21 protein-coding genes and 1 tRNA gene are annotated in these 23,636 nt (G+C 63.6%); 8 read left to right on the top strand and 14 right to left on the bottom strand.

Annotation, left to right across the window (positions count from 1 at the left end):
- Window positions 1-68: 68 nt before the first annotated feature.
- The 4 genes from DPM33_RS21885 to DPM33_RS21870 form a co-directional block, all read right to left on the bottom strand.
- Window positions 69-1,046 (bottom strand): quinone oxidoreductase family protein, encoded by a 978-nt coding sequence (locus DPM33_RS21885; RefSeq protein ID WP_112099514.1) that lies wholly within the window; start codon window positions 1,044-1,046, stop codon window positions 69-71.
- A 74-nt stretch (window positions 1,047-1,120) separates the two neighbouring features.
- On the bottom strand, window positions 1,121-1,939 hold the full coding sequence (gene pcsA, locus DPM33_RS21880; RefSeq protein ID WP_167449174.1) for a phosphatidylcholine synthase: 819 nt from the start codon (window positions 1,937-1,939) through the stop codon (window positions 1,121-1,123).
- The gene (locus DPM33_RS21875) at window positions 1,936-2,550 is read right to left on the bottom strand and encodes a DUF1326 domain-containing protein (RefSeq protein WP_112099513.1); all 615 of its coding nucleotides are present in this window, start codon (window positions 2,548-2,550) and stop codon (window positions 1,936-1,938) included. Before DPM33_RS21875 ends, pcsA begins: the two co-directional genes overlap by 4 nt.
- Before the next feature lie 11 nt (window positions 2,551-2,561).
- Complete coding sequence (locus tag DPM33_RS21870; protein WP_167449173.1) at window positions 2,562-3,452, bottom strand: DUF2182 domain-containing protein; 891 nt, start codon at window positions 3,450-3,452, stop codon at window positions 2,562-2,564.
- 101 nt (window positions 3,453-3,553) lie between these two features.
- On the opposite strand from DPM33_RS21870, the gene DPM33_RS21865 reads away from it, so the two are divergent.
- Together DPM33_RS21865 and hspQ are read left to right on the top strand one after the other, a co-directional pair.
- On the top strand, window positions 3,554-4,765 hold the full coding sequence (locus DPM33_RS21865; protein ID WP_112099630.1) for a UbiH/UbiF family hydroxylase: 1,212 nt from the start codon (window positions 3,554-3,556) through the stop codon (window positions 4,763-4,765).
- Window positions 4,766-4,976: 211 nt separating this feature from the next.
- Entirely contained in the window at window positions 4,977-5,300 is a 324-nt protein-coding gene (hspQ, locus tag DPM33_RS21860) for a heat shock protein HspQ (RefSeq protein WP_167449172.1), read from the top strand.
- A gap of 63 nt (window positions 5,301-5,363) precedes the next feature.
- Here hspQ and DPM33_RS21855 read toward each other — a convergent pair whose 3' ends face one another.
- Window positions 5,364-5,984, bottom strand: a complete 621-nt coding sequence (locus DPM33_RS21855; RefSeq protein WP_112099510.1) for an invasion associated locus B family protein — start codon at window positions 5,982-5,984, stop codon at window positions 5,364-5,366.
- A gap of 295 nt (window positions 5,985-6,279) precedes the next feature.
- Between DPM33_RS21855 and DPM33_RS21850 the strand changes: the two genes are divergently transcribed.
- Window positions 6,280-8,100, top strand: a complete 1,821-nt coding sequence (locus tag DPM33_RS21850; protein WP_112099509.1) for an extracellular solute-binding protein — start codon at window positions 6,280-6,282, stop codon at window positions 8,098-8,100.
- Window positions 8,101-8,138: 38 nt separating this feature from the next.
- The gene (locus tag DPM33_RS21845) at window positions 8,139-8,822 is read left to right on the top strand and encodes a DsbA family oxidoreductase (RefSeq protein ID WP_112099508.1); all 684 of its coding nucleotides are present in this window, start codon (window positions 8,139-8,141) and stop codon (window positions 8,820-8,822) included.
- Between the two features lie 37 nt (window positions 8,823-8,859).
- On the opposite strand, the gene DPM33_RS37465 is transcribed toward DPM33_RS21845, so the two are convergent.
- Both DPM33_RS37465 and DPM33_RS37055 read right to left on the bottom strand, forming a co-directional pair.
- Entirely contained in the window at window positions 8,860-8,994 is a 135-nt protein-coding gene (locus tag DPM33_RS37465; protein ID WP_281004803.1) for a hypothetical protein, read from the bottom strand.
- Between the two features lie 65 nt (window positions 8,995-9,059).
- Window positions 9,060-9,293 (bottom strand): hypothetical protein, encoded by a 234-nt coding sequence (locus DPM33_RS37055; protein ID WP_245442310.1) that lies wholly within the window; start codon window positions 9,291-9,293, stop codon window positions 9,060-9,062.
- Window positions 9,294-9,610: 317 nt separating this feature from the next.
- On the opposite strand from DPM33_RS37055, the gene DPM33_RS21835 reads away from it, so the two are divergent.
- From DPM33_RS21835 to mgtE, 3 genes are all read left to right on the top strand, one after another.
- Window positions 9,611-9,946, top strand: coding sequence for a hypothetical protein (locus tag DPM33_RS21835; RefSeq protein WP_112099507.1), 336 nt, complete (start codon window positions 9,611-9,613; stop codon window positions 9,944-9,946).
- Window positions 9,947-10,303: 357 nt separating this feature from the next.
- Entirely contained in the window at window positions 10,304-12,196 is a 1,893-nt protein-coding gene (locus DPM33_RS21830; protein WP_167449171.1) for an ABC transporter ATP-binding protein/permease, read from the top strand.
- A 281-nt stretch (window positions 12,197-12,477) separates the two neighbouring features.
- On the top strand, window positions 12,478-13,842 hold the full coding sequence (gene mgtE / locus DPM33_RS21825; RefSeq protein ID WP_112099506.1) for a magnesium transporter: 1,365 nt from the start codon (window positions 12,478-12,480) through the stop codon (window positions 13,840-13,842).
- Window positions 13,843-13,893: 51 nt separating this feature from the next.
- Here the strand turns inward: mgtE and gor are convergent, their stop codons facing one another.
- The 3 genes from gor to rpiA all read right to left on the bottom strand — a co-directional run bounded on the left by gor (window position 13,894) and on the right by rpiA (window position 16,737).
- Window positions 13,894-15,282: a glutathione-disulfide reductase gene (gor, locus tag DPM33_RS21820; RefSeq protein WP_112099628.1), complete on the bottom strand. Its 1,389-nt coding sequence runs from the start codon at window positions 15,280-15,282 to the stop codon at window positions 13,894-13,896.
- Window positions 15,283-15,401: 119 nt separating this feature from the next.
- Window positions 15,402-16,019 carry a DUF2059 domain-containing protein gene (locus DPM33_RS21815; protein WP_112099505.1) on the bottom strand — a complete coding sequence of 206 codons (618 nt, stop codon included), beginning with the start codon at window positions 16,017-16,019 and terminating at the stop codon, window positions 15,402-15,404.
- Window positions 16,006-16,737: a ribose-5-phosphate isomerase RpiA gene (gene rpiA, locus DPM33_RS21810; protein ID WP_112099504.1), complete on the bottom strand. Its 732-nt coding sequence runs from the start codon at window positions 16,735-16,737 to the stop codon at window positions 16,006-16,008. The genes DPM33_RS21815 and rpiA overlap by 14 nt, the downstream gene beginning before the upstream one ends.
- Window positions 16,738-16,896: 159 nt before the next feature.
- Between rpiA and DPM33_RS21805 the strand changes: the two genes are divergently transcribed.
- Entirely contained in the window at window positions 16,897-17,577 is a 681-nt protein-coding gene (locus DPM33_RS21805) for a phosphoglycolate phosphatase (RefSeq protein WP_112099503.1), read from the top strand.
- A gap of 65 nt (window positions 17,578-17,642) precedes the next feature.
- Here the strand turns inward: DPM33_RS21805 and DPM33_RS21800 are convergent.
- The 4 genes from DPM33_RS21800 to DPM33_RS21790 all read right to left on the bottom strand — a co-directional run bounded on the left by DPM33_RS21800 (window position 17,643) and on the right by DPM33_RS21790 (window position 23,299).
- Window positions 17,643-17,717 (bottom strand) — tRNA-Val (locus tag DPM33_RS21800).
- A gap of 110 nt (window positions 17,718-17,827) precedes the next feature.
- On the bottom strand, window positions 17,828-17,998 hold the full coding sequence (locus DPM33_RS36355; protein WP_167449170.1) for a hypothetical protein: 171 nt from the start codon (window positions 17,996-17,998) through the stop codon (window positions 17,828-17,830).
- A gap of 107 nt (window positions 17,999-18,105) precedes the next feature.
- Window positions 18,106-19,629 carry an MBL fold metallo-hydrolase gene (locus DPM33_RS21795; RefSeq protein WP_112099502.1) on the bottom strand — a complete coding sequence of 508 codons (1,524 nt, stop codon included), beginning with the start codon at window positions 19,627-19,629 and terminating at the stop codon, window positions 18,106-18,108.
- Complete coding sequence (locus tag DPM33_RS21790) at window positions 19,622-23,299, bottom strand: S8 family serine peptidase (protein ID WP_112099501.1); 3,678 nt, start codon at window positions 23,297-23,299, stop codon at window positions 19,622-19,624. The genes DPM33_RS21795 and DPM33_RS21790 overlap by 8 nt, the downstream gene beginning before the upstream one ends.
- Window positions 23,300-23,636 lie beyond the last annotated feature (337 nt).

Genomic DNA, 23,636 nt, shown 5'->3' with positions numbered 1-23,636 from the left:
GGCAAGTCGGCTCGAGCATGATGCCGAAAAGTGTGAAGCGGTTTTCGGGCGACATCATGCTCCAGTTTTTAGGGAATGAGGATGGTCGTTCCCGTCGTCTTGCGGGCTTCGAGATCAGCCTGCGCCTTCGCCGCGTCCTTCAACGCGTAGCGCTGGTTGATCTTGATCTCGACGGCGCCGCTCTTGACCACGTCGAAAAGCGCTTCCGCCGACTTCACCAGATCCTCGCGCTTGGCGTTGTAGGCGAAGAGTGTCGGGCGCGTGGCAAACAGCGAGCCTTTCTGCGCCAGGATCGACATGGAGAAAGGCGGGATCGGCCCGGACGACTGGCCGAAGCTGACGAACATGCCAAGCGGCCGCAGGCAGTCGAGCGATGCGGGAAACGTGTCCGCGCCGACCGAGTCGTAGACGACGTCGCATTTGCGGCCTTGCGTCAGGGCCGAAACAGCGGCGACGAAATCCTGTTCCTTGTAGTTGACGACATGGTCGAAGCCATGCGCCTTCGCGAGCTCGATCTTGTCCTTGGAGCTTGCGGTGCCGATCACCGTTGCGCCGAGATGCTTCGCCCATTGGCCGAGGATGAGGCCGACGCCGCCTGCCGCCGCATGGTAGAGGATCGTGTCGCCGGCTTTCACCGGATAGGTGCGGCGCAGAAGATACTCGGCTGTCATGCCTTTGAGCATCATTGCCGCGGCCTGCTCGTCGCTGATGCCGTCCGGCACCTTGACGACGCGCTCGGCGGCGATCACCCGTTGCTCGCTATAGGCTCCGACACTGACGGCATAGGCGATGCGGTCGCCGGGCTTCAGCCAGTCGACGCCGGCGCCCAGCGCCAGCACCACGCCGGCCGCCTCGCCACCCGGGATCAGCGGAAAACCGCCGGGCGGCGGATAAAGCCCGGAACGGTGGTAGACGTCGATGAAGTTTAGGCCGATCGCCGTGTGCCGGATGAGGATCTGTCCTTCGCCCGGCTGGCCGGGTTCGGCATCCTCGTAAGACAGCACTTCGGGGCCGCCGTGGGCGTGGATGCGGATAGCCTTGGACATCGCTCAACTCTCTGAAGGTATGGACAGTATCTAGCGCATGATGCCGAAAGATCATGCTCCGACAAAAAGCCAGATCAGGATTTCCTGGCGCCCAGCTTGGGGAACATCTGCATGATGCCCCCGATGCTGGCGAGATAGAGGCCCGTGATCGTGATGCCGATCTTGGTGAAGTCGCTGACCTGTTCGCCAAGCACACCGATCTTGTCGTAGAAGGCGGCCAGGGCGGCCTGCGCCAGCGCCAACGCGCCGAAGGCGCACCACAAAAGCGTCATGCCGAGATTGACCGGCCTTAACCTCACCACGCGCACCGGATGGATGAAGTTGATCGGCACGAAGGTCAAAATGCCGGCAACCACCACCACGGCGAAAGACACCCATTGCCCCGGCTCGATGACGAAAAGCGTGAACACCACCATGTTCCAGACGACCGGGAAGCCTTTGAAGAAGTTCTCCTTCGTCTTCATGCCGGTGTCGGCATAGTAGATCGCGCTGGAGACGACGATGATGGCCGCCGATAGGAAGGACAGATTCTCGCCCATGAAACCGCGCTGATAGAGCGCGAAAGCCGGGATGAGCACGTAAGTGACGTAGTCGATGATGTTGTCGAGGAGCTCTCCCGACCATGTCGGCAGGATCTCCTTGACCTCGAGCTTCCTGGCGATCGGTCCGTCGATGCCGTCGACGAACAGCGCCAGCCCCAACCACCAGAACATCGAAGTCCAGCTCTCCTCGCTCGCCGCCACCAGTGACAGGAAGGCCAGGAAAGAACCCGATGCGGTGAGCAGATGCACCGAGAACGCGCGCGCCTGCGGCCAGGTCACCTTCTTCTTCGGCAGCGGAAGCCGCTCCGCGATCTTCTTGGCCGCTTTGCGTGCCGCTGTGTTCTTGCTCACGGTCCCCGCCAGTCCAGCTTGCAGATCTCGGCCGAGCGGCCGGCAAAATTCCAGTTGCGGCCGAAGGCGCGCATCTTGCTCTTGTCGGACTTCGCCACGATGATTTCCGGCGCGATCCAATATTCGGAGTTGGTGATCACCGTATCCTTCTCGCGGTCTTTGCCGGGGATAGGTGTTACCGCGCCGTCGATGATCTTCGGTATCTGGAAGACGCGCGTCTTGTCGCGCGTCTCATAGGTAATCGGCACCTGCTCGACGCCCAGGAACTTCCCGACGAGGATCGACAGCAGCGAGGTGGTGCCGCCGGCCTTGCCGGTGAATATCTTCGTCAATGCCTTCGCCGCATAGACCGAGGCGCGCTTGTCGATGAACAGGCCGGCGGTCCAGTTGCCGCGGCTCATATAGCCTGGGATTTCCATGATCAGGCCGAGATTGAGGCCCGAAAGGTCGACCTCGCCGAAATGGCCGGCATCGATACGGAAGCCCGCCCAGGTCTGGCAGTACCCCTCCGTCGGCGGATGGCTGCCGAGCGACAGCACGCAGGGGCAGAAAACCGTGCAATTGCAGGAGAGTACCAGCTCCCCTTTCATTGCCCAGCCTTGGTCGGTCATCAAATTCTCCCTCATGCCGAAACTAATAGCAGGGCAGCCGCCCACACAAGCAGTATCGCGCCGGCAACCCGGCTGGCCACCCTGCCGGCGGTCTGTTTCTCGATAAGGGTGAACAGGCCGATCAGCGCCATCCAGAAGACGTTCATCGCGCCGACGGCAAACATCACCAGCATCAGCGCCCAGCAGCAACCGAGGCACCAGACGCCCTGCTCCAGCCCCAAACGGAAGATGCGGCCTGGTTTCGCGCTCCAGTTGGCGAACAGGATCGAGAACGGGTTGCGGCATTTTTCCAGGCATGCCTGTTTCAGGCCGCTGAACTGGTAGAGACCGGCGACGAGCAGCGCGGCGCCGCCGGCGAGGCCGACGGCTGGATCGAGCATCCGGCCGGAGTTGGCAAAGGCATAGACCGCGAGCGTCAACACGGTAAAACCCACGGATGCGCCGAGCCATGTGGCGAGGTATCCGGCGACGAGCACCAGCGGATGAACGACCGGCTCGCCCTTGATCCTCGCCGTGTCGGCGATTTCGCAATAGGTGCGGATCAATGGCGCCGCCGACGGCAGCATGGTCGCCACGGCCATCAGGAACCACATCGGCACAAGCGCCGACGCTTGCAGGCCGGCCGCGCCGGCAAACGGCGCCGGCGCAAGGCAAAGAGCGAAGAAGCGGCCCAGGAAATCCGGCAGCGGCAAGCTCGGCAGGTTTTTGAGCAGCATATCGCCGGGTGCCCCGACCAGGCGGCTTTCAGCGCCACGGATCGCCATGGCGCCGAGAAGCAGCCAAGCAAGGATGATGCCGATACCGATCGTCAGCATGACCGTAAGGCGCGGGCTGCGCGCTACGCCCGCCGTCGCGCGGCCGGCACGGTCGAGATGGCTGAAATCGTGCTGCTCGCCGCTCATGACAATCGAATGGGCTGAATCGCCGCGTTGATCAAGCCAGTTGGTCCGACCTATATCGATATAAAGGCCCGACGGGTCGCCTCTCATTGTGGGAGCTCGGCGTGGAGCACAACGATACAGCCCGTGTTCTGGTTGCCGGCAGCGGTCCTGCCGGCCTGATCGCGGCGCTCGGCTTCGCCGAGGCCGGCTTTGACGTGACGCTGGTCGGCCCAGATGCCAACAGCGGCGACGGCCGGACCACGGCACTCATGAATCCGGCACTGAAAGTCCTCGACCGGCTGGGCGTCCTTGCCGAACTGAAGCCAGAGGCGGCACCTCTCAAGGTGATGCGCATCGTCGACGCCACCGGACGACTGATCCGCAGCCCGACCGTCACCTTTCGCGCCAGCGAGATCGGCGAGGAACAGTTCGGGCTCAACCTGCCAAATAAGACTCTTATCCCTGTCCTCGCCAAGGCCGTTTCGGCTCATCAAGGCATCAATTGGCTGAAATCCATCGTAAAATCCTGGCGCCTTGACGCCGGGCAGGCCCATGCCCGGTTGGCCGATGGCAGCGAAATCTCGGCGTCCCTGGCAGTCGCCGCTGACGGACGCCTGTCGCCGGCGCGGGAAGCCGCCGGCATTCGCGCCTCGGCACGGCCCTATCCGCAGTCGGCGCTTGTCCTCAATTTCGGCCATCGCAGCGAGCACGGCTTCGTCTCGACCGAATTCCACACCGAAACGGGACCGTTCACGCAGGTGCCGCTGCCGGGCAAGCGCTCGAGCCTTGTCTGGGTGGTGAAACCGGAAACGGCACAGGAGCTTGCGGCGCTCGACGACGCAAGCTTGTCGGCGCGAGTCGAGGAGCAGATGCAGTCGATGCTTGGCCGGGTCTCGGTCGAACCCGGCCGCCAGGTCTATCCTTTGTCGGCGGCCTCGCCCGGCCGCTTCGCCCAAAACCGCGTCGCGCTCGTCGGCGAGGCGGCGCATGTGTTTCCGCCGATCGGCGCCCAGGGGCTCAACCTCGGCATCAGGGACATCGACGATCTGGTTGGAATCGCCGGCGAAAACCGGGACGATCCCGGCTCGCGCAAGGCACTCGCCGCCTACGACACCAGGCGCCGGCCCGACATATGGGCACGCAGCGGCGCGGTGAACCTGCTCAACATGTCGCTGCTGTCCGATTTGCTGCCAGCCCAGTTGGCGCGCAGCGCCGGCCTCAATGCGCTGGGCAGCTTCGCGCCGTTGCGCGCCTTCTTCATGCGCGAGGGCTTGCGGCCCGGCAGCGGTTTTCGCGCCATTGCCGGCGGCCTGCGCAAACCGGCTGGGCAATAAGCTCATTCGCCGCCCTTTTCCGCTGCGCCCGCGAAACCCTACGCGCAGCCCATCCGTGGCTTGCAGCATGGGCCGCGGCATTGAATTGAGGCGGCACCTGCGCCAAATAGGCAACAGCCCGAAAGTCGGGGTCGATTTTTGGCGGCGTAGCGCGTAATTTCAAGATGTTAGGGCGTTTTGCGTCGAGCAGGGACGCCCAGTGGTGAGTGCGATGAAAACGGCCAAGTTCTCGATCGGGCAAGTGGTTCGCCATCGGCTCTTTCCGTTCCGTGGCGTGATCTTCGACGTCGATCCCGAATTCGCCAACACCGAGGAATGGTACGAAGCTATTCCCGCCGACGTGCGTCCGCGCAAGGACCAGCCTTTCTACCACCTTCTCGCGGAGAATTCGGATACCGAGTACATCGCCTATGTGTCCGAGCAGAACCTGCTCGAGGACCGGTCTGGCGAGCCGGTACGGCATCCGCAGATCGGCGAGATGTTCGACAAGCTGCCGGACGGCCGCTACGAGCCGAAGCGCCAGTCGAAGCATTGAAGGCGGCAACAAAAAAGCGGGGCAATTGCCCCGCTTTTGTTTTTCCGGACGGCGCTTGCGCGATCAGTTCGCGGTCTTGGCCTTGTCCTGCTCGTCCTTGAGCTTCTTGGCGAAGTCCTGGTTGTTCTTCGCGACGAAGTCCTGCAGCTTCTTCTGTCGGTCCTCGATGTCCGACTGCTGCAGCGGCGGGCCGTCATAGGCGCCGCTGAAGCCGGTCAGCGCGATCTTGATCGGGTTCGGCTGGTTCTGAAAGTTGATCGAGGTCAGCGAGATCGCCTGGCCCTTCTTGAAAGACGCCACGATCTGATCCGTCAGCGGCACTTCGGCGACGCAACGATCCGGGAAGCAGATCACATAGTCAAGCTTCTGCGCTTTGCCGCCATCGATCTGCAGGCCGATGCCCGGGGGAATAAGACGGCCCGTCGGGACCGTGACCTGGAAGACCTTGCGGTTCACCTTGCCCTTGAGCTCGATCATGCTCACGCCGGTGACGAGCTGACCGTTGCCGGCGGTGACGATGTTCTGGACATTGCAGATGTCGACGTCTTCCTGCTTGGTGCAAGCCTTGAACCAACCCTGGGGAATCTGCGGCTGCTGCTGAGCCGAGGCGGTGAAAAGCCCGGCGCCCAGAACGCCGACCACGCCTGCGGCCAGCACCGAAAGGCGGTACGCGTTGATCGTCATATGGTGCACTTTCCTCTCAAATGATCCCGGGGTCCGGCTTCTTCGTGCCGTGCGGTCCAGCTACCTGTTGCCCAAATGAGGCAACAGGATGACTTCGGAGCGCGTGTTACACTGCCAGCGGCGCCGAATCCAGCCCGGTTTCCGCGATTTCTTCGTGGTTTCCCGTCACCGGCACGGGTGTCGATTGGCGGCGCGCCCGTTGAACCCGATTCCCATTGGCGCGCCGATTCAATCGGGTAACGAAATGCTCTAGGGTGCATGGCGAATCACAAAACCGCCCGGCAAGGAGACGGTCATGGACCGCGTTCTCGTTCGGCTGATCGCCGCGACCTCGTTTCTGGCTCTTTCGCTCCTTCCGGCGCAGTCGGAGCCGAAGCACGGCATAGCCATGCAAGGCGAGCCTGCGCTGCCGCCCGACTACCAGCATTTCGACTACGTCAATCCTGACGCGCCGAAAGGCGGCAACGTCACCTATTGTGTCGTCGGCTCCTTCGATAACCTCAATCCGTTCATCCTGAAAAGCCTGCGCACCACCGCGCGCGGCATGATCGATACCGTCTACGGCAATCTCGTCTTCGAGCCGCTGATGCAGCGCAGCTATGACGAGCCTTTCAGCCTTTACGGATTGCTGGCCGACAGCGCCGACATGGATCCGGAGCGCAAGAGCATCGAGTTCCATCTCAACCCCAACGCAAAGTGGTCGGACGGCCAGCCGGTGACGCCGGAGGATGTGCTGTTCACCTATGACGTCTTCGCCGATAAGGGCCGTCCGCCCTACAGCGACCGCATGAGCATGATCGCCAAGCTGGAGAAGACCGGCGACCACAGCGTGAAATTTACCTTCAACGACAAGGCCAATCGCGAATTCCCGCTGATCGTAGCGCTGACGCCGATCGTCCCCAAGCATGCCTTCGACAAGGACACGTTCGACAAGACCACGCTGAAACCGCTGATCGGCAGCGGGCCCTACACCGTGGACAAGGTGCAGCCCGGGCAGCGCATCGTCTTCAAGCGCAATCCGGACTATTGGGGCAAGGACGTCCCCGCGAAGCGCGGCTTCGACAATTTCGACCAGATCACCATCGAGTATTTTCTCAACGCCAACGCCAAGACGGAGGCGTTCAAGAAAGGCATCTGCGCCCTCGACGACGAGAGCGATCCGGTCAAGCGCGAGCGGGACATCGACTTTCCGGCCTTCCGCAGGGGCGATGTGAAGGAAGAGTATTTCAACACCGGCATCCCTCCGGTGGTGACGGGCTTCCTGTTCAACACCAGGCTGCCGAAATTCGCCAACCCAGTGGTGCGACGCGCGCTGGGCATGCTTTACGACTTCGAATGGGCGAACAAGAACCTGTTCGGAGGCAAGTTCAACCGCACCATGAGCTACTGGCAGAATTCGGAGCTTTCCGCGCTCGGCCATCCGGCCGACGACCGCGAAAAGGCGTTGCTTGCGCCCTACCCCGGCCGCGTGCCGCCAGACGTCATGGACGGCACCTGGCGGCCACTGGTTACCGACGGCTCTGGCCAGGACCGCAAGGTATTGAAGGCTGCCTTCGAATTGCTGAAGAGCGCAGGCTTTCGCGTGCAGGACGGCAAGATGCTCGACCCGCAGGGCAACGCCTTCGCCTTTGAGATCCTGACCTCATCGCAGGATGAAGAGCGGCTGGCAGCCATCTATCAGCGCACGCTGGAAAAGATCGGCATCGACGTCGGTATCCGCACCCTCGACGGCGACCAGATCCAGTCGCGCAAGCAGCGTTACGACTTCGAAGTGCTGATCGGCACCAGCGGCTTCAGCAATTCGCTGTCGCCCGGCAGCGAGCAGCTCGGGCGTTGGGGATCGGTTGCCGCGAAAACGGAGGGATCGTTCAATCTCGCCGGCGTCGCGGATCCTGCGATCGACGCCGCGATCGACGCCATGCTGAACGCCCGAGCCAAGGAAGACTACGTCGCCGCGGTCCGCGTGCTCGACCGGCTGCTGATCTCCGGCAACTACATCGTGCCGATGCAATTCAACACGCAGCAGTGGCTGGCTTACTGGAACTATCTGGAACATCCGCAAAAGACCCCCATATTCGGCTATCAGCTGCCGACCTGGTGGCGAAAGCCCAACTGACGAAATCTCACCCTATCGGGACCAAGCAGGAGACGAGCATGAGCGCCGAGAACTCCATCACCGTCGATGTGGTGTCCGATGTCGTCTGTCCGTGGTGCTTCATCGGCCAGAAACGGCTGGACAAGGCCATTGCCTCCGCAGGCGACATCGACGTGCATGTCCGCTGGCGGCCGTTCCAGCTCGATCCGACCATCCCGGCGGGCGGCATGGATCGCCGTCAATACATGCTCGGCAAATTCGGCAGCGAGGAGCGCATCCGCGAGATCCACGCCCGCATCGAGCCGCTCGGCGAAGCCGAAGAAATCCATTTTGCCTTTGGCGCCATCAAGGTCGCGCCAAACACGCTTGACGCGCACCGTGTCATCCGCTGGGCGGGCGCCGCCGGCGAAGACGTGCAGAACCGGCTGGTGCGCCGCCTCTTCCGGCTGAATTTCGAGGAAGGCGTCAATCTCGGCGACCATGCCGTGCTGGCCGAGGCCGCCGGCGAGGCCGGCATGGATGCATCGGTGGTCGAAACGCTGCTGCCGACGGATGCCGACGTCGAGGCGGTCCGCAACGAGATCGCCACCGCCTCGCGCATGGGCATCACCGGCGTGCCCTGCTTTCTGATCGAGGGCAAATATGCCGTGATGGGCGCGCAGGAGGCCGACACGCTTGCCGACGCCATCCGCCAGATCGCCCAGGCCAAGGCGCGCGGCGAACTGGAAACCGCCACGGGCTGAGTTGTTTCTTCCGCGCAGTTCCGCTCGAGTTGCGCTGCTACTTCGCGGTCACCTTGGCCTTGCTCAGGAAGAAGCCGTGGCCATTGCTGCCCGTGCAGCTCAATCCCTTCGTCGACGACTGGCAGGAGAACGGCCCCTTGCTCCAGCTGTTGCCGTAGGCGAGCTTGGTCACGTCACTGCAACAGCCCTGCTCGCCGGGATTCTTGATCAGTGTCGCCGGCCCTTTGGGACCCAGTATCACCGTGACGTAGCTCGGCTCGACCCGTGAGCAGGAAAGCTCCGGCCCGCCGTCTCGGGCTGATAGGTGCTGGTGCCGCCCTTTGGCGTATAGATGCAGCCGATATTGCCGGACGGCGTGTTGAACTCGATCTGGCCTTCGGCGCTGGCCGGAATGCTCTGGCTACCCGCATGCCCTGCCGACGGCCAGATGAAAACAGCAAGCAACGCGGCGGCAATTTTCCGTGCAGGCATGTCATCCCCCCTCGACATCAACCATTGCCGAGGCAGGTTCGACCCAGGGAGCCGCCTTGTCAAATGCTATCCAGCTGGCCAAACACGATCTGGTGAATCGCCCCGGACACGGCGCTGAGCTGGAACTCCCAAGGGTTTGGCTGATTTGAGGGGACTCATATGGCGGTCGGGCATCGCGCATTGCTGTTGCTGTCCTTGCCTTTCGCCCTGGGGCTCCCGTTGGCATTGCAGCGCGTATCCGCCGAGGAAGCCGTCATGTCGGCGACTTTCGAAGGTAACCCTGGACGGCGTCTTTCACCCTGGCCCAGACAATGCGGATGGCCGGCAAGCCGATGCTGAACCTGTCGGGAACCGAGCAAGGCTCGCCGACCATGACCTTCAATTCGCTGCTGGTGCTGAAGGATCCGAACGAACTTGCCGGCAGCTATCCGCTCAAGACCGGGTCCGCCGTAAACAGCGCCAACTTCAACATCCTCGATTCCGGCGCCATGGTCGGCCATGTCCGTTTCGGCGACGGTGAGATCGTCATCGACAAATACGCCGCCAGCAAGACCATCTCCGGTCATTTCAGCGCCGCCGGAAAAGACGAATCGAGCAAACCCGAAAAGCTCACCGACGGTAGATCTTCGGGCATTCCGGTCACCGCGCAGTAACCATTCCAGCTGATCGGCACCTCTTTTTCGTTCACAAACCCGTGTTTTTTGCTTCCCCAAGGGAAGGTCGGCGTCGGCTGGCTCAATCGCCTTTAACGCACTGGAATAAAAGCCGAAATCAGCGTGCTGGACGGTCCCTTGGCCACCGGCTTTCTGTTGCCTTCGCGCCACGGCGGGTAACCCTGTTCACATTCCCCGGCAGAAAATTAATGGAAAATGATCAATTGGTGTTACTCTGTGTAACAAAACGAAGAAGGTTTGGGCGGGATCGTGACTTGGGTCGGTAGACCGCGACGTACAGTACCGGAGCAAACATCCAGCGAGGCAAAGACCTCGTCCCTGACGCCGGTATCGTCGATGCGTACATTCTGGGGGTTGATGCGAGCCTACTGGTTCTCCGACCGGTGGAAGGAAGCCTGGACGCTCACCCTGGTCATCGCGCTCCTGACCGCTCTCTCCAGCAAAGCCGGCGTTTGGTTTGCCGTGGCATTGGGCGAACTGGGCAATTCGATCGCCTTCCTGCACGATGCCGCCAACACCCATCCGCTGCAGACCATCCTGACCAATGCCGGTATACTGGTGTTGCTGGTGGTGCTGAAGGACGCCGGCTTCACCGGCGTGCGCACTCTCGTTTCAGCGACCTTGCATCGTAAATGGCGCGGCTGGCTGAACAGCCAGTTCAACCAGGCCCTGCTCGACGGCAATCACACCCATTTCCATGCCCAGCATGGTTCGGCGGCCGGCGGTATCGTCGCTCCCGACAATATCGACCAGCGCATCCAGGAATCGATCAAGGACATGACCGGTGGCGCCATCGGGCTCGCCATGGGCGTGCTAGGCGTGGCGACTTCGCTCTATTTCATCGGCGAAAACCTGATCGGGTCCTCGGTCGAGGTCAAGGGCCTGGAGTTCCTGGGCGGTTACGGCACCGCGGTGCTGGCTTTCCTCGCCGTCGCCATTTACGTACCGCTGAACACCTGGATCGCGGTCAAGCTCGGACGCCTGCTAGAGCGGCTCAATGTCCGCATGCAGCAGGCGGAGGGCAGTTACCGCAGCGAACTGATTACATTCCTGCGCCGCAGCTTCCACGTCGCCGCCTCGCATGGCGAGGGCGTGCAAAAGTCGATGCATGACCGACTCTATGTCGATATCGACAAGACATGGGGCCGGCTCAATGTCGTCAACACCAGCTACGCCTCCTTCGAGCTGATCTACAATTTCGTCGGTGCTCGTATCGTTGCCTTCGCACCGGGCCTCTTGTCGTTCATCCACAACCGCCTGGACTACAAAGGCTACATCACCGGCTCCGAAATGGTCGCCCAGTTGATCGGCCAGTGCTCGTGGTTCATCCATGTGATGCCGGCGATTGCGACGCTGAGAGCCAACAGCCAGCGCGTGACCGAACTCGCCAACGCCATCGAGAACGTCCAGCACCCGCGGGAATTCTATCAGCAGACCGGCCGCTCCGACTTCAGCTACGCTACCCAGAATCCGGTGTTCGGCCTGACCATCCAGAAGCTCGAACTGGCGCATCAGGGCGAGGACGCGACGCCGTTCGTCAGCGCCGCCAATTTGCGCTTCCGCCGCGGCGAATGGACCTTCCTCAAGGGCGAGTCCGGGAGCGGCAAGACTTCGCTGATCAAGGCGATCAACGGCCTGTGGCCCTATGGCCGCGGCACCATCGTGTTCCCCGAGGGCGTGACGAATTTCTATGCCGCGCAGGAGGTCAAGCTACAGCAGGTTTCGCTGAAGCAGCTCGTTTGCCTGCCCGGTTCCGAGAACGACCACAGCGACACGCAGGTTGCATCCGCCCTGCACAAGGCTGGTCTCGGCGACTTCATCGAGCATCTGGCCGACGAGAGCCGCGAGGGCAAGATCTGGGACCAGGTGCTTTCGGGTGGCCAGAAGCAGAAGCTGGTGGTCGCACGCATCATCCTGCAGCAGCCCGGACTTCTCTTCCTCGACGAGGCGACCGGCGCGCTCGATCCCGAGGGCAAGATCGCCTTCCACCAGGCGATCAAGGACAATTGCCCGAACGTCACCGTAATCAGCGTCATGCACGAGGTGGTGCCGCCGCGTTCGCTTTCCGGCGAGGAATTCTACCACAGCGTGGTCGCGATCGCCGATAGCGTCGCCACCAAGAAGCCGCTCGCCCCCAGCCTGCCGCGCGAGCTCACCACCATCCTCGCGCAGCCGCCGAGGCCGACCGAGGACAAATGGCTGCGCTTCCGCCGGATGAAGCAGAAATAGCAGTCATACCAAGCCTTTGACCGGATGCAGTGGCTCCGCTCAGGCTGCTTTCGATCACAGTCTCGCGATCCGGCGTGCCCGCATCCATTTTCAGCGCCCTTCGCGATTGACTCGGCAAAAACCGCTCCTATGTTGCGCCCGCTCGCCAAATTCAAACTCGAACCTCGCGAGCAGAAAGGTCAACCCGCCATGCCTGGCGACAGTCACAGTCGAACGCAATCGCCGTCCGCCCTGACGTGACCTGACAGCTCACGTCCTGCCGGACGGCAAGGAGTGAGCCCATGAACGAATTCGCACCCGTATTGGACGACGAAGCCGTCGCCGTCGCCCGTGTTCTTGCCAACGATCACGTCGCCGACGTCGTCGAGGCCCTCAACCACGAGCCCCGCGAGACAGCCATCGAGCTGCTCTGCGTCGTGCCGTTCGAGCGGCTGGTCGAGATTTTCGATCAGCCCGAGCTCGAAGCAGCACCCGAGCTCGCGGAAGCCCTACCGCGCCCCAAGGCAAGCAAGCTCTTGACTGCCATGTCGGTCGACCGCGCGGCCGACATCTTGCGCGAGCTTGATGAACCGGCCCGCTCGGAGCTGCTCGGCGCCTTGGCTCCGCCGCTGCGCGCGACGCTGCTTTCCATCCTGGGATATCCGGAGGGCAGCGCCGCCTCGATCATGACGACGGAATTCGTCAGCGTGCCTTCGGACTGGACCGTCGGGCGCACGCTCGACTACATCCGCAAGGTCGAGCGCACGCGCGAGACCATCTACGCCATCTACATCGTCGATCCCAAGACGCAGCTCCTGCTGCGCGCGACCGGATTGCGCCGGCTGATCACGGGCAACGTGGAGGATTCGGTCCTATCGGTGGCGCCCGATCGCGCGCCGGTGACGGTGACGCCGCTCACCGATCGCGAGACCCTGGCGCAGACCATCTCCAAATACGATCTGCTCGCCCTGCCGGTGGTCGACCACGGCAGAATCCTCGGCATCGTAACGGTCGACGATATCATCGACACGATGATCGAGGAGACGACCGAGGACGTGCATCGCTTCGGCGGCATGGAGGCGCTTGACGAGCCCTATATGAAGATGAGCTTCCTCGCCATGATCCAGAAGCGCGCCGGCTGGCTCTGCGCGCTGTTCCTAAGCGAAATGCTGACGGCCAACGCCATGCAGAGCTATGAGGGCGAGCTGGAGAAGGCGATCGTGCTGACGCTGTTTATCCCGCTGATCATGAGCTCCGGCGGCAATTCCGGCTCGCAGGCGACCTCGCTCGTCATCCGCGCGCTGGCGCTGCGCGAGATCGGTCTCGGCGACTGGTGGCGGGTGGCCTTGCGCGAGCTACCGACCGGCCTGGTGCTGGGCTCGATCCTCGGCCTCGTCGGCATCTGCCGCGTCACGCTCTGGCAGTATTTCGGCTTCTATGACTACGGCCCGCACTGGATGCTGATTGCGGCGACGGTGGGCGCGGCACTCGTCGGAATCGTCACCTTCGGTTCGCTGTCGGGATCGATGCTGCCCTTCGCGCTGAAGCGCCTCGGCTTCGACCCGGCGAGCGCCTCGGCGCCGTTCGTCGCCACGCTGGTCGACGTCACCGGGCTGGTCATCTACTTCTCGGTGGCGCTGGTGATCCTGCGCGGAACGCTGCTTTAGACCGGAAAGCAACAACCGTCGCCGGCATTGTCGGCGGCGGCTGGTCCAACTTTAGACCCGTTCGCCGTTCTTCACGCGATAGGTGGGCTTGTACATCGTCACCAGTTCCTCGGCCGCGGTCGGATGCACGGCCATGGTGCGGTCGAAATCGTCCTTGGTCAGCCCCGCCTTCAGCGGGATGCCGAGAAGCTGCGCCATCTCGCCGGCATCCGGTCCCAGGATATGGGCGCCAAGCACCTTCCTCGTCGAGCCGTCGACCACCAGCTTCATCAGCATCTTCTCGTCGCGGCCGGACAGCGTGTGCCGCATCGGGCGGAAGGATGCGCGATAGACCTCGACTTCCGAATAGCGCTTGATCGCGTCGTCTTCCGATAGGCCGACGGTGCCGATCTCCGGCTGCGAGAACACCGCCGTCGGAATGGTGTCGTGGTCCGGCGCCGTCGGGTTGTTCTTGAAGGCGGTCTCGATGAAGCACATCGCTTCGTGGATGGCGACCGGCGTCAGTTGCACGCGATGGGTGACGTCGCCGATGGCCCAGATGTTGTCGAGGTTTGTGCGCGAATATTGGTCGACGACGATCGCGCCAGTCTTGCTGAGTTCGACGCCGACGCCTTCCAGGCCCATATTCTCAGTGTTGGGGATACGCCCGATCGCCAGCATCACCTGGTCGACCGTCAGCGTGCGGCCACCGGACAGCAGCACGTCCAGCCTGCCGTCGGGCGTCTTGCGCACCCATTCTGAAACGGCGTGGCAAAGGATCTTGATCCCCTTCTTCTCCATCATCTCGTGCAGCGAGCGCCGCAGGTCCATGTCGAAGCGGCTGAGGATCTCCTGGCCGCGATAGACCAGCGTGGTATCGACGCCCAAGCCATGGAAAATATTGGCGAATTCGACTGCGATGTAGCCGCCGCCCTCGATCATGATCGCCTTCGGCAATTGCTTGAGATCGAAGGCCTCGTTGGAGAAGATGCAGTATTCGTGGCCCGACAGCGCCGGGTGCGGCGCCGGCCGGCCGCCGGTGGCGATCAGGATCTGGTCGGCGCTGACGGTGCGGTCCTCGGCAACCAGATACACCGAATGCGGATCGACCAGCATCGCGCGCGAGTGAAAGGCCTCGCCACCCGCGCCTTCGACATTGCGCTTGTAGATCGCTTCGAGCCGCGCGATCTCCTTGTCCTTGTTGGCGACCAGCGTCGGCCAGTCGAAGCTCGCCTCGGGCACGGTCCAGCCATAACCGGCCGCGTCGGCGAAATGTTCGGGAAATTGCGAGGCGTAGACATAGAGCTTCTTCGGCACGCAGCCGCGGATGACGCAGGTTCCGCCATAACGGTATTCCTCGGCGATGGCGACACGCTTGCCAAGTGCCGCCGCCACCCGTGCCGCCCTTACTCCGCCCGAGCCGCCGCCGATGACGAACAGATCATAGTCATAACCGGCCATCGCGATGCGCTCCTGCGGATAAAAAAGACCGGTCACAGGTAGGCTGCGAAGCGGCAAAAGAAAAGCCCGGGCAAACCCGGGCTTTGTGGTCCAGAGACCGTAGGCCGATTTGAAGGCGCTCAGTTCGCCGAATTGTCGGCGGGAGCCGATCCGTCAGCCGGAGCCGAATTGTCGGCAGGCGCGGAACCATCGGCGGGCGCGGTGGCGTCCGGGGCCGGCGCTGCCGGCGCCGCGGCCTTGGCGGCGGCCGCGAGCGTCTCGCCGACCTGCTGGGCGAGGTCGCGCGCAACGCCGTTCTGCCAGATGTCGGCGGCCTTCACCAGGTCGCGCGTCACCGTTGGGCCGCTGTCCAGCAGCTTCTTGCCGGCATCGGAGCTGTAGAAGGCGGCGATATCGTTGAGGTCCTTCTCGGAGAACACCTTGGCATAGGCAAGCGCGGCCTCCTTTTCGAGGTCGGCGCGCCGCGAAGCCATGCCGAGCGCCTTCTCGGTCACGGTCTTGCTGATCAGCTCCTGCATATCGGGGTTCTTCTGGATGAGCTGCGATTCCAGCGCGGCAGCCGCCTGCGGCAGGATGTTGTCGAACGAGTCCGTGGCGTGAATCGCGGCAACGGCGGCGCGCGCGGCCTTCAGGTGCAATTCGCTGACATCCTGCGCAAACACCGGCGAGGACAGCGCAAGGACGGCCGAGGCCGCCAGGAACATCGAAAGGCGGCGAACCCGTTTATGCAACATCATGGTCGATAGAACTCCCTGGTTTTCGGGCGGCATGGACGGTTTGGATGCCGTCGCCGCCGGCGATGATGGCCGTTGACGCCAGCCCGATGAAAAGACCGTGCTCGACGACGCCCGGAATGGCGAAGAGAGCATTCGAAAGCGCTCTTGTATCCGGAATGCGGCCAAAAGATGCATCGAGGATAAAGTGGCCGCCGTCTGTAACAAATGGCTGGCCCCCAGTCATCCTCAATGTAACCGGACCGGAAAGGCCAAGCGCTGCGGCCGCCGCGCCGATCGCGATCTCGGTGGCGCGCAGGCCGAACTTGTTGACCTCGATCGGCAGCGGGAACCGACCGAGCGTCTCGATCATCTTGGACTGGTCGGCGATGACGATCATGCGGCCAGACGCCGCCGCGACGATCTTTTCGCGCAGCAGCGCGCCGCCGCCGCCCTTGATCAGGGTCAGATCCGGATCGACCTCGTCGGCGCCGTCGATGGTGAGGTCGAGCTCGGGCGTCTCTTCCAGCGTCGACAAAGGCACGCCGAGCTCGCGGCAAAGTGCGGCGGTGCGCTCGGAGGTCGGCACGCCGATGACCTTGAGGCCGGTGGCGACCTTCTCGGCCAGCAGCCGCACGAACTCTTCCGCCGTGGTGCCGGTGCCGATGCCGAGCCGCATCCCGCTCCGGACATGGGCAAGCGCTGCCCGCGCCGCCTCCACCTTTAATTGCCTTGCATCCATGCGGAGCCTCGATTTCGCCGGTTTCGCGCGCCTCCTAGCATTTTTGCCTGTCGCGTCAAAGGCCATCAAAAGGCTCGGCTGTGGACCGATCGAGGCTTCTTGCTTGAACCCGGCCCGGCCTGTATCGGCTGCGGCAACTCAACCGCTGCAGGACCGCCCATGACCCGCCCGATCATCGTTTTCGACCTCGACGGGACGCTGGTCGACACCGCGCCCGACCTGCTCGACAGCCTCAACCACAGCCTGGCGGCAAGCGATCTCGCCGCCGTCGACGAAGCCGGCTTCAGGCGTTTCGTCGGCCATGGCGGCCGTGTCATGATCGAACGCGCGCACACCGCGCAGAACAAGGCGCTGGTGGCCGAGGAGCACGACCGGCTGCTGCAGCTGTTCCTCGACCATTACACGCTGAACATCCCCGGCAAGTCGCGCCCCTACCCCGGCGTCGTCGCCGCGCTCGACCGTTTTCAGGCCGCCGGCTATCTGATGGCGGTCTGCACCAACAAATACGAAGCCAATTCCGTAGCGCTGATCGGCGCGCTTGGCCTGTCGAAATACTTTGCCGCGATCTGCGGCCAGGACACGTTCGCTTTCCGCAAGCCCGACCCGCGCCATCTCACCGAGACGATCAGGCTGGCCAGCGGCGATCCGGAAAGCGCTGTGATGGTCGGCGATTCGCAGACCGATATCGACACTGCCAAGGCCGCCGGCATTCCGGTGGTTGCGGTCGATTTCGGCTACACCGACCGTCATGTGCGCGAATTCGAACCGACGCTGGTGATTTCGCATTTCGACACGCTGACGCCGGACCTAGCGGAACGGCTGATCGCGGCGGCGCGCTGATCCGGTGGGATCGAACTGGATTGGTGGAAGCTCGTTAGATCATCCAACTTTTTCAGAAAGTTGGATGGTGGGCGATGCAGGGATTGAACCTGCGACCCCACCCGTGTGAAGGGTGTGCTCTCCCGCTGAGCTAATCGCCCGCTCGTTGCCCGAAGGCCAAGCGAGCCGCGATATAAGGGAGGCAGGCTCTCGAAGTCAAGGCGATCTGCCGACGATCTTCCCGGGCCGTCAATCTCAATCGCGCAGCGTGCTAGATCAGCCCTCTCCGCACATTCATCCGCGTCACGGCCGTCACCAAAACGGCGCCGGTCATGAAATAGAGCGTGGCGATGATGTGGCCTTGGTGGAAATGCAGCCCGGCAAACAAAAGGGCCGTGACCACCGCAAGGAAGGCAATGACGCGAGAGAATGCATCGGGCATGGGGCGACCTTGTGCAATGTGTTGACCAGCCGCCCTCATTCAGCCGACCGGTGCATAGAGCGCTTTTCGATTTTTCGCAATCGGCCCGGTGGCAAAGTCAGCGCCTCTCAGACCAAGTCCACCTCCACCCACAGCCCGCCCGGTCCTCGGGCCGCATCGCGCGGCGAGCTGCGCACCGCCTGGATCGAGCCGGACGGCGAAGCAAAGGCTGGCTTGCCGTTCTTGTCGGCCAGCCACGGATCGTCGGCGCGGATGACGCGGCCCTTGGTCTTGGTCTCGAGCGCGGTCAGGATGCCGTCATAGGGCATCTCGCCCCAGCGCACTTTCACCGCGTCGACCTTGTTGGTGGGGATGAAGGCCGACAAATCGGCGCTCGTCAGCAGATCGAAACCCTGTTTCTGCGGCGTGGCGTTCTGGCTGCCGTGATGAGCGACCTTGAGGTAGACGGTGCGCGCCAGAAGATCGGCCGAGGTGACGGTGCCCGGTCCGACCGGCCATTTCAGGTCCTTCCAGCTAAGCCAGTTGCCGATCTGGGCGTCGCCCGGGAACAGGAACACCCGGCCGCTGTCGATGAATTCGAAGGCAAGCACCAGGCTGGTATTGTTGACGCCGCGGTCGAGCTGCAGGGCGAGGTCGGCGGCGATCCCCATCCAATCGGCGTCGATGCGCCGCCAGGACTGATCGCGGTCCTCCGTCGCTGCCGCGGCCGAAACCGGCCCGGCATAATGCTTGCGCACATAGGCGCCGGCGTCGATGGCCGGATCGCTGCCCTTGTCGCCATTCAGCGCCGCGGAAAGCGGCGTGCCGACATTGCGTTCGAACGGACTGAGCTCGTCGACATAGCCGGCGTCGGCCGCCTCGTTCATCTTGAGGCCGCTTGCCAGCGCCCGCGCGAACGGGCCGCCGCTGGCCAGCGGGAACATCTCGCTCGCTTTCTCCTCCAGCCGCAGCGCCGCCTTGTCGCGCGGCGGGCCGAGCACGTAGACGCGAAGGTTGGGCAATACGTCGATCGACACCGGCGGCCCGCCGGGTTCGAAATAGGTCGGCGACGGCTTTTGCGAGAGCTTGGCCGCCGCGTCGCGGGCCGAGCGCACCCGCTCGCCGGCGGCGCCGAACTGGAAGCCGAGCACGGATTGCAGGCCGTCGCGGACGCCGGCCATGTAGGAGCTCAGCCCCTGCATCCCATCGAGCTTCTGACCCACGCCTTGCAGCGCGGAGAGCGCCTGGCCCTTGAACTTGTCCAGTTCCGCAGCCTCGGCGTCGGCGGGATTTTCGGTCCACGCCATCCAGACATCGCCCACGACAAAATCCTTGAAAAGGTCCTTCGCGGTCAGAAAGCCGGAGACATGGTCCCAATGCTCGTGTGTGACGACGAGAATGTCGATCTTGCCGCCGGTCTCTTTGTTGATGTCGGCGACGATGTCGGCGACCAGCGCCGGGCCGCCCGTGATCGAAACATGAACGCCGCAATCGATCAGCATGCGGAACGGCTTGCCGACCGCCTTCTTGAACGTGAGCAGGTGGCAATCGCCGATGCCCTGGCAGTAATGCCGGACGGTGAAACCCGCTGCCGGCGCCGCCGCGGCAACCGCTTTCGCCGGCCTTGCTCTCGTCGCTGGCTTCTTAGACATGGTCGTCGTCTCCGTCGCTGGCATGCAGCAGAGCAAAGGGCTCCGACACCTCGCCGCCGAAATAGAGCGCCCGCAGCGGCGATAGATAATTCGCCGCCATCGTGCCGGCCTGCCGCTTCTGCCGGTCGGCGCTGCCGGTATTCTTGATGATCGAGTAGCGGATTTCCTCGAAACCCTCGCGCGGGTCGATGATGATCGTGGCGCCGCCGCGGAACCAGAAGAAGCCGTCGCCCTTGTTCATGCCTTGCGGCATCGGCGTGCCGTCGAACGCGATGGGAATGCGCTGCTGGATGACGGCGATGACCTCGACGCGGAACGAGCCGTCCGGCTCGACGCGGCGCGTCGGGCGCACGCTATAGATGTCGAAGGTCGTTTCGCCTTTCTTCGGCGCATGCATGACCGTGCCGTCCTCATTGTAGCGCGGCAGATCGGGCAGCAGGCCGAACTGCTTGTAGAGGTCCGGGTTGGAGGCGAAGGTCCTGTGCATCGCCTTCCACAGCGTGTAGCGGTTCTTGTCGTTGAGCGCGAAGATCTCAGCCCGCTTCAGTTTCTGGTTCCAGCCGAGGTCGATCTTGCTGAGCAATCCCTTCAGCCAGACCGGCGACGGATCCAGCGGAGCGCTCCAGGCGAGCGTCTCTTCCGAGATGGTGCGAACGTCGCGCGGCAACAGCTTCCATTTGCGGAACGATTCCAGGAAGGCCAGCCGGTAGTGGAGCGGGTCGTCAGGGTAAGCGTCGCGGTCGGCGGTGATCAGCGCGCGCAGATATTCGCCGAAGGTGATGTCGACGGCGGGGCAATAGTCGAGCGCGCGGATGCACATGGTCAGCATCTGCCTGGCGGTCTTGGCGACCTCGTCGGTCAGGCGCTCGACCAGGCTCGGATGCAAGGTTCCCGCCGGCAGGATGCCGGAGCCGCCGGTGGCGAGCTGGATCAGGTCGTCCGTCCGCCGGTCGGTGATCGCCAGGAAGGCCTGATAGACGGCAAAGACCAGGATCGAGCCGCGGTCATGGGCCTCGAAGGTCTTGTCATAGTCGAGATCGGCCATGCCGGCACCGGCATATTCGCGCAACGGCCCGGCCCTGCCGCTGCCCTCGCCGAACTGCTGGGCGATACCGGAAAGCAGCGACGCGGCCGATAGTTCGCCCCTCGCCTTGCCGATTTCGAAACTGACCAGTTCCTTCAGCGTAAAATGCTGGAACAGCGCGACGATGTCGGCGAACGCCTCGTGGAAGGCCGGCACGTCGGGGTTGGACGCTTCCTGGAAGCGGCGATGCAGCCCGTCGAGTAATGCATGCGACATCTCATGCGCGACGATGTCGCTGGACAGGCACGAAAACACCGTCGTTCCGGGCGTGGTGACGTCGCCCTCGTTGCTGGTCGCCGGGAAATAGCCGAACAGCAGCGCCTTCTTCTCCGGGCTGTAATAGGCATTCTCGGCGCGCAGCGCATGCGGGTAGATGCGCAGGCGCGGCACATAATGCGCCTTCACCGTCATGTCGCCGCTGCGACCGGGAGCCTCGGCATAATGCGGCGCCCACAATGCCCGCCGTCCAAGCGCGCGCTCGAAATGGCCGATCGTGGTCATGGCGACCGCGTAGACCATCTGCTGGTGGAATTTCGGATTGCCCTCCGAAGGCGGCAGCCCGTCCTGCGCCAGAAGCACTTTGTCGTTGAGGTCGACCGGATCGTAGACGCGGTCGGACGCCGGATCGACATCGACCACTTCAAGATATTCGCCGATCGGACCGGGCAGCAACGGCTTGTCGGTCGCCGGCTCGTCGTCCCACGGCACGGAGAGCGTCGCCTGATACACCGAAACCGAATCCAGCCGCTTGGCGACCGAAGGATCGAGCGCATAAATGCGCAGGCGCCGTTGCGGCGGCGGCAGTGGCCGCGGCTTGCGCCTGATGGCCGGCGCGGGGCTGACGACCGGCGCGGGAGCGGTTACGCTGGCGCCCGGCCGCCCGAGCAAACCTTCGAGAAAGGCCTTGAGCGGTTTCGACGGATTGCCCTGGTCGAGCGCCGCTTCGAGGTAGCGGTTGCGCGCCGCGGCCGAAACATTGTCCGGATCGCCATCCGGGTCGGCGATGGCCTGTTCGACGGCAGCCGTGTGCTGCGCCATCTGCGTCAGCTCCAGCGCAAACATCATGCGCTGCCGCAATGTCGCCGGCGTCGGCGCCGCCAACGAGTTGCCGCCGGTCAAGAGGTCCAGCCAGCTCCAAGTGTAGGTGGCGGGCGCGAGCTTGGTGAGGCTTCCGGCCGCCGGCGGCAGGACGTCGAGCGCGTCGAGAGCCCGCAGCACACCCTGCCCGATCTTCTCCCTGGTTTCCGCCGCATTCATTTTGGCCGTCGATTTCAAAGCCTTGGCGAACAAGGCCTTGCGTACCGCCTCGATGCGCATCCACGGCTGAGGATAACCCTTCACCACGTCCCAATGCTCCGCCAGCCAGAGCGCGGCGGCGGCGGCGACCTGGGGCGTCGCGGCCGAAGTGCCGCTGCCGTCCATGTCGACGACCTTGCGGCAATCGATCTCGGCCCAGGGTACGTTCGGTGTGTAGGCCCCAAGCGCGGTGGCCATCTTCGAGGGCGGACCGTAATTGCCTTGCATGGTGCCGAGGCTGAGCCCGGCATAGGCGCGCCCGTCGCCCATGACGCCGCAGGCGGCCAGCACCCGGTTGTAGCGCGCGGGATAGACGATGCTGCTCGGCGTGATGGTGAAATTGTTGCCGGCCGCGGTGACCATGACCACGCCGTGCTCATAGGCAAGGTTGACGGCGTCGACCAGAGCCTGCGAGGCGAGGCCGCCCATGCTCATCGACAACACCTGCGCGCCCTGCTGGCGCGCATAGTCGATGCCTTGCACCATGGTGCCGGTGGTCAGCCGCACCACCCAGTCGGCGATCCGCACCGGCAGGATTTTCGCCAATGGCGCCCCGCCGACGAAATCGGCGAAGCCCGGCCAGTGCGGCGAGGTACCGTCGAGCTTGTTGCCGGCAAGCAGGCCGAGCGTGCCGGTGCCATGGCCGCGGTTGCTGGTCAGCGTGCCCGCCGGAGCGTGATCGGTCGCGTTGTTCGAACCGGTTCCATCATCGACGAAATTACGCTGCTGCGCCGTAAGAAGCCCGGACGGAAGGGTCTGGTGGCCAGGATCGAAACCGGTGTCGAGATGGGCGATGGTGATGTTGGCCTGCTTCGCGCCCACCCTGTTGCGCGCCGCCGCGAACTGGCTGAAGTCCGGCGCGGCGTTCCAGGCGACCCTGCCCGGTACCGTCGCCTGCCCCCCACTCGGATCCTGTTCGTCGAAAGTGCATGCCGGAGCCGCACTTGCCGCCACGCCGCGATCGCCGCCACTGTCCTTGTATTTCCACGGCTGCAGGATGTCGGGCTCGATCGCGAGCACCTCGGCGCCCGCGGCCGCCAGCGCCGGGTTCTGCGCGACGACGTCGTGGGCGTGGTCCCAGGGATTGTCTGATTCGGAGGCCTCTGAGGCCAGCCGCAGCCATGTAGCGCCGCGATCAGCGGCCGCGGCCGGCATTGCGCCGCCGGCGCCAGGCGGGAGAGAAAGGATCGGTTCGGCTTCGACCCCGCCGATCCGGGGCGGCCCACCTCGCACCGAGAGCCCTGCGCCATCGCCACGAACCTTTACAAGGAGTCCCTTCGCGGCTGCCATGACGTGCCCCTCCCCCCAAAGGGAACCATGGCGCCGACCGTTCGCTCCAGTCAAGCCAGGGTTCCGGCCATACCTCGACTGATCAATTTGCCGACTAGGCAATCATGCCAAAGTCTTTCGAAGCAAAGATCGATCGAGCATGGACCACACATTCCTAAAATAACAATCGCTCTGCCCCATGCGTATATCTGTGAGCGCCTTCACATACGCCAAACAGGGTCTGTGCCCAGATTGTTGCAACGGCGGCATCGACGGGGTGAGCTGATCTACAGCGTCCGAAGACGGCTTCCAGACTGCGATGGACGTGGTTTCTCAGGAAGGGATTTGATCACCTAGC

Source organism: Mesorhizobium hawassense (assembly GCF_003289945.1).
In the GTDB taxonomy this organism is placed as follows: Bacteria; Pseudomonadota; Alphaproteobacteria; order Rhizobiales; family Rhizobiaceae; genus Mesorhizobium; species Mesorhizobium hawassense.
The sequence above is the reverse complement of the archived record's forward strand: the minus strand, read 5'-3'. Positions and strand labels throughout refer to the sequence as shown.

What these genes read in the sequence shown, in the direction of transcription:
- DPM33_RS21885 (WP_112099514.1), bottom strand. Translation starts at nt 1,046, where the DNA reads ATGTCCAAGGCTATCCGCATCCACGCCCACGGCGGCCCCGAAGTGCTG.
- DPM33_RS21875 (WP_112099513.1), bottom strand. Translation starts at nt 2,550, where the DNA reads ATGACCGACCAAGGCTGGGCAATGAAAGGGGAGCTGGTACTCTCCTGC.
- DPM33_RS21870 (WP_167449173.1), bottom strand. Translation starts at nt 3,452, where the DNA reads ATGAGCGGCGAGCAGCACGATTTCAGCCATCTCGACCGTGCCGGCCGC.
- hspQ (WP_167449172.1), top strand. Translation starts at nt 4,977, where the DNA reads ATGAAAACGGCCAAGTTCTCGATCGGGCAAGTGGTTCGCCATCGGCTC.
- DPM33_RS21855 (WP_112099510.1), bottom strand. Translation starts at nt 5,984, where the DNA reads ATGACGATCAACGCGTACCGCCTTTCGGTGCTGGCCGCAGGCGTGGTC.
- DPM33_RS21850 (WP_112099509.1), top strand. Translation starts at nt 6,280, where the DNA reads ATGGACCGCGTTCTCGTTCGGCTGATCGCCGCGACCTCGTTTCTGGCT.
- DPM33_RS21845 (WP_112099508.1), top strand. Translation starts at nt 8,139, where the DNA reads ATGAGCGCCGAGAACTCCATCACCGTCGATGTGGTGTCCGATGTCGTC.
- DPM33_RS37055 (WP_245442310.1), bottom strand. Translation starts at nt 9,293, where the DNA reads ATGCCTGCACGGAAAATTGCCGCCGCGTTGCTTGCTGTTTTCATCTGG.
- DPM33_RS21835 (WP_112099507.1), top strand. Translation starts at nt 9,611, where the DNA reads ATGGCCGGCAAGCCGATGCTGAACCTGTCGGGAACCGAGCAAGGCTCG.
- DPM33_RS21830 (WP_167449171.1), top strand. Translation starts at nt 10,304, where the DNA reads ATGCGTACATTCTGGGGGTTGATGCGAGCCTACTGGTTCTCCGACCGG.
- mgtE (WP_112099506.1), top strand. Translation starts at nt 12,478, where the DNA reads ATGAACGAATTCGCACCCGTATTGGACGACGAAGCCGTCGCCGTCGCC.
- gor (WP_112099628.1), bottom strand. Translation starts at nt 15,282, where the DNA reads ATGGCCGGTTATGACTATGATCTGTTCGTCATCGGCGGCGGCTCGGGC.
- DPM33_RS21815 (WP_112099505.1), bottom strand. Translation starts at nt 16,019, where the DNA reads ATGATGTTGCATAAACGGGTTCGCCGCCTTTCGATGTTCCTGGCGGCC.
- rpiA (WP_112099504.1), bottom strand. Translation starts at nt 16,737, where the DNA reads ATGGATGCAAGGCAATTAAAGGTGGAGGCGGCGCGGGCAGCGCTTGCC.
- DPM33_RS21805 (WP_112099503.1), top strand. Translation starts at nt 16,897, where the DNA reads ATGACCCGCCCGATCATCGTTTTCGACCTCGACGGGACGCTGGTCGAC.
- DPM33_RS36355 (WP_167449170.1), bottom strand. Translation starts at nt 17,998, where the DNA reads ATGCCCGATGCATTCTCTCGCGTCATTGCCTTCCTTGCGGTGGTCACG.
- DPM33_RS21795 (WP_112099502.1), bottom strand. Translation starts at nt 19,629, where the DNA reads ATGTCTAAGAAGCCAGCGACGAGAGCAAGGCCGGCGAAAGCGGTTGCC.
- DPM33_RS21790 (WP_112099501.1), bottom strand. Translation starts at nt 23,299, where the DNA reads ATGGCAGCCGCGAAGGGACTCCTTGTAAAGGTTCGTGGCGATGGCGCA.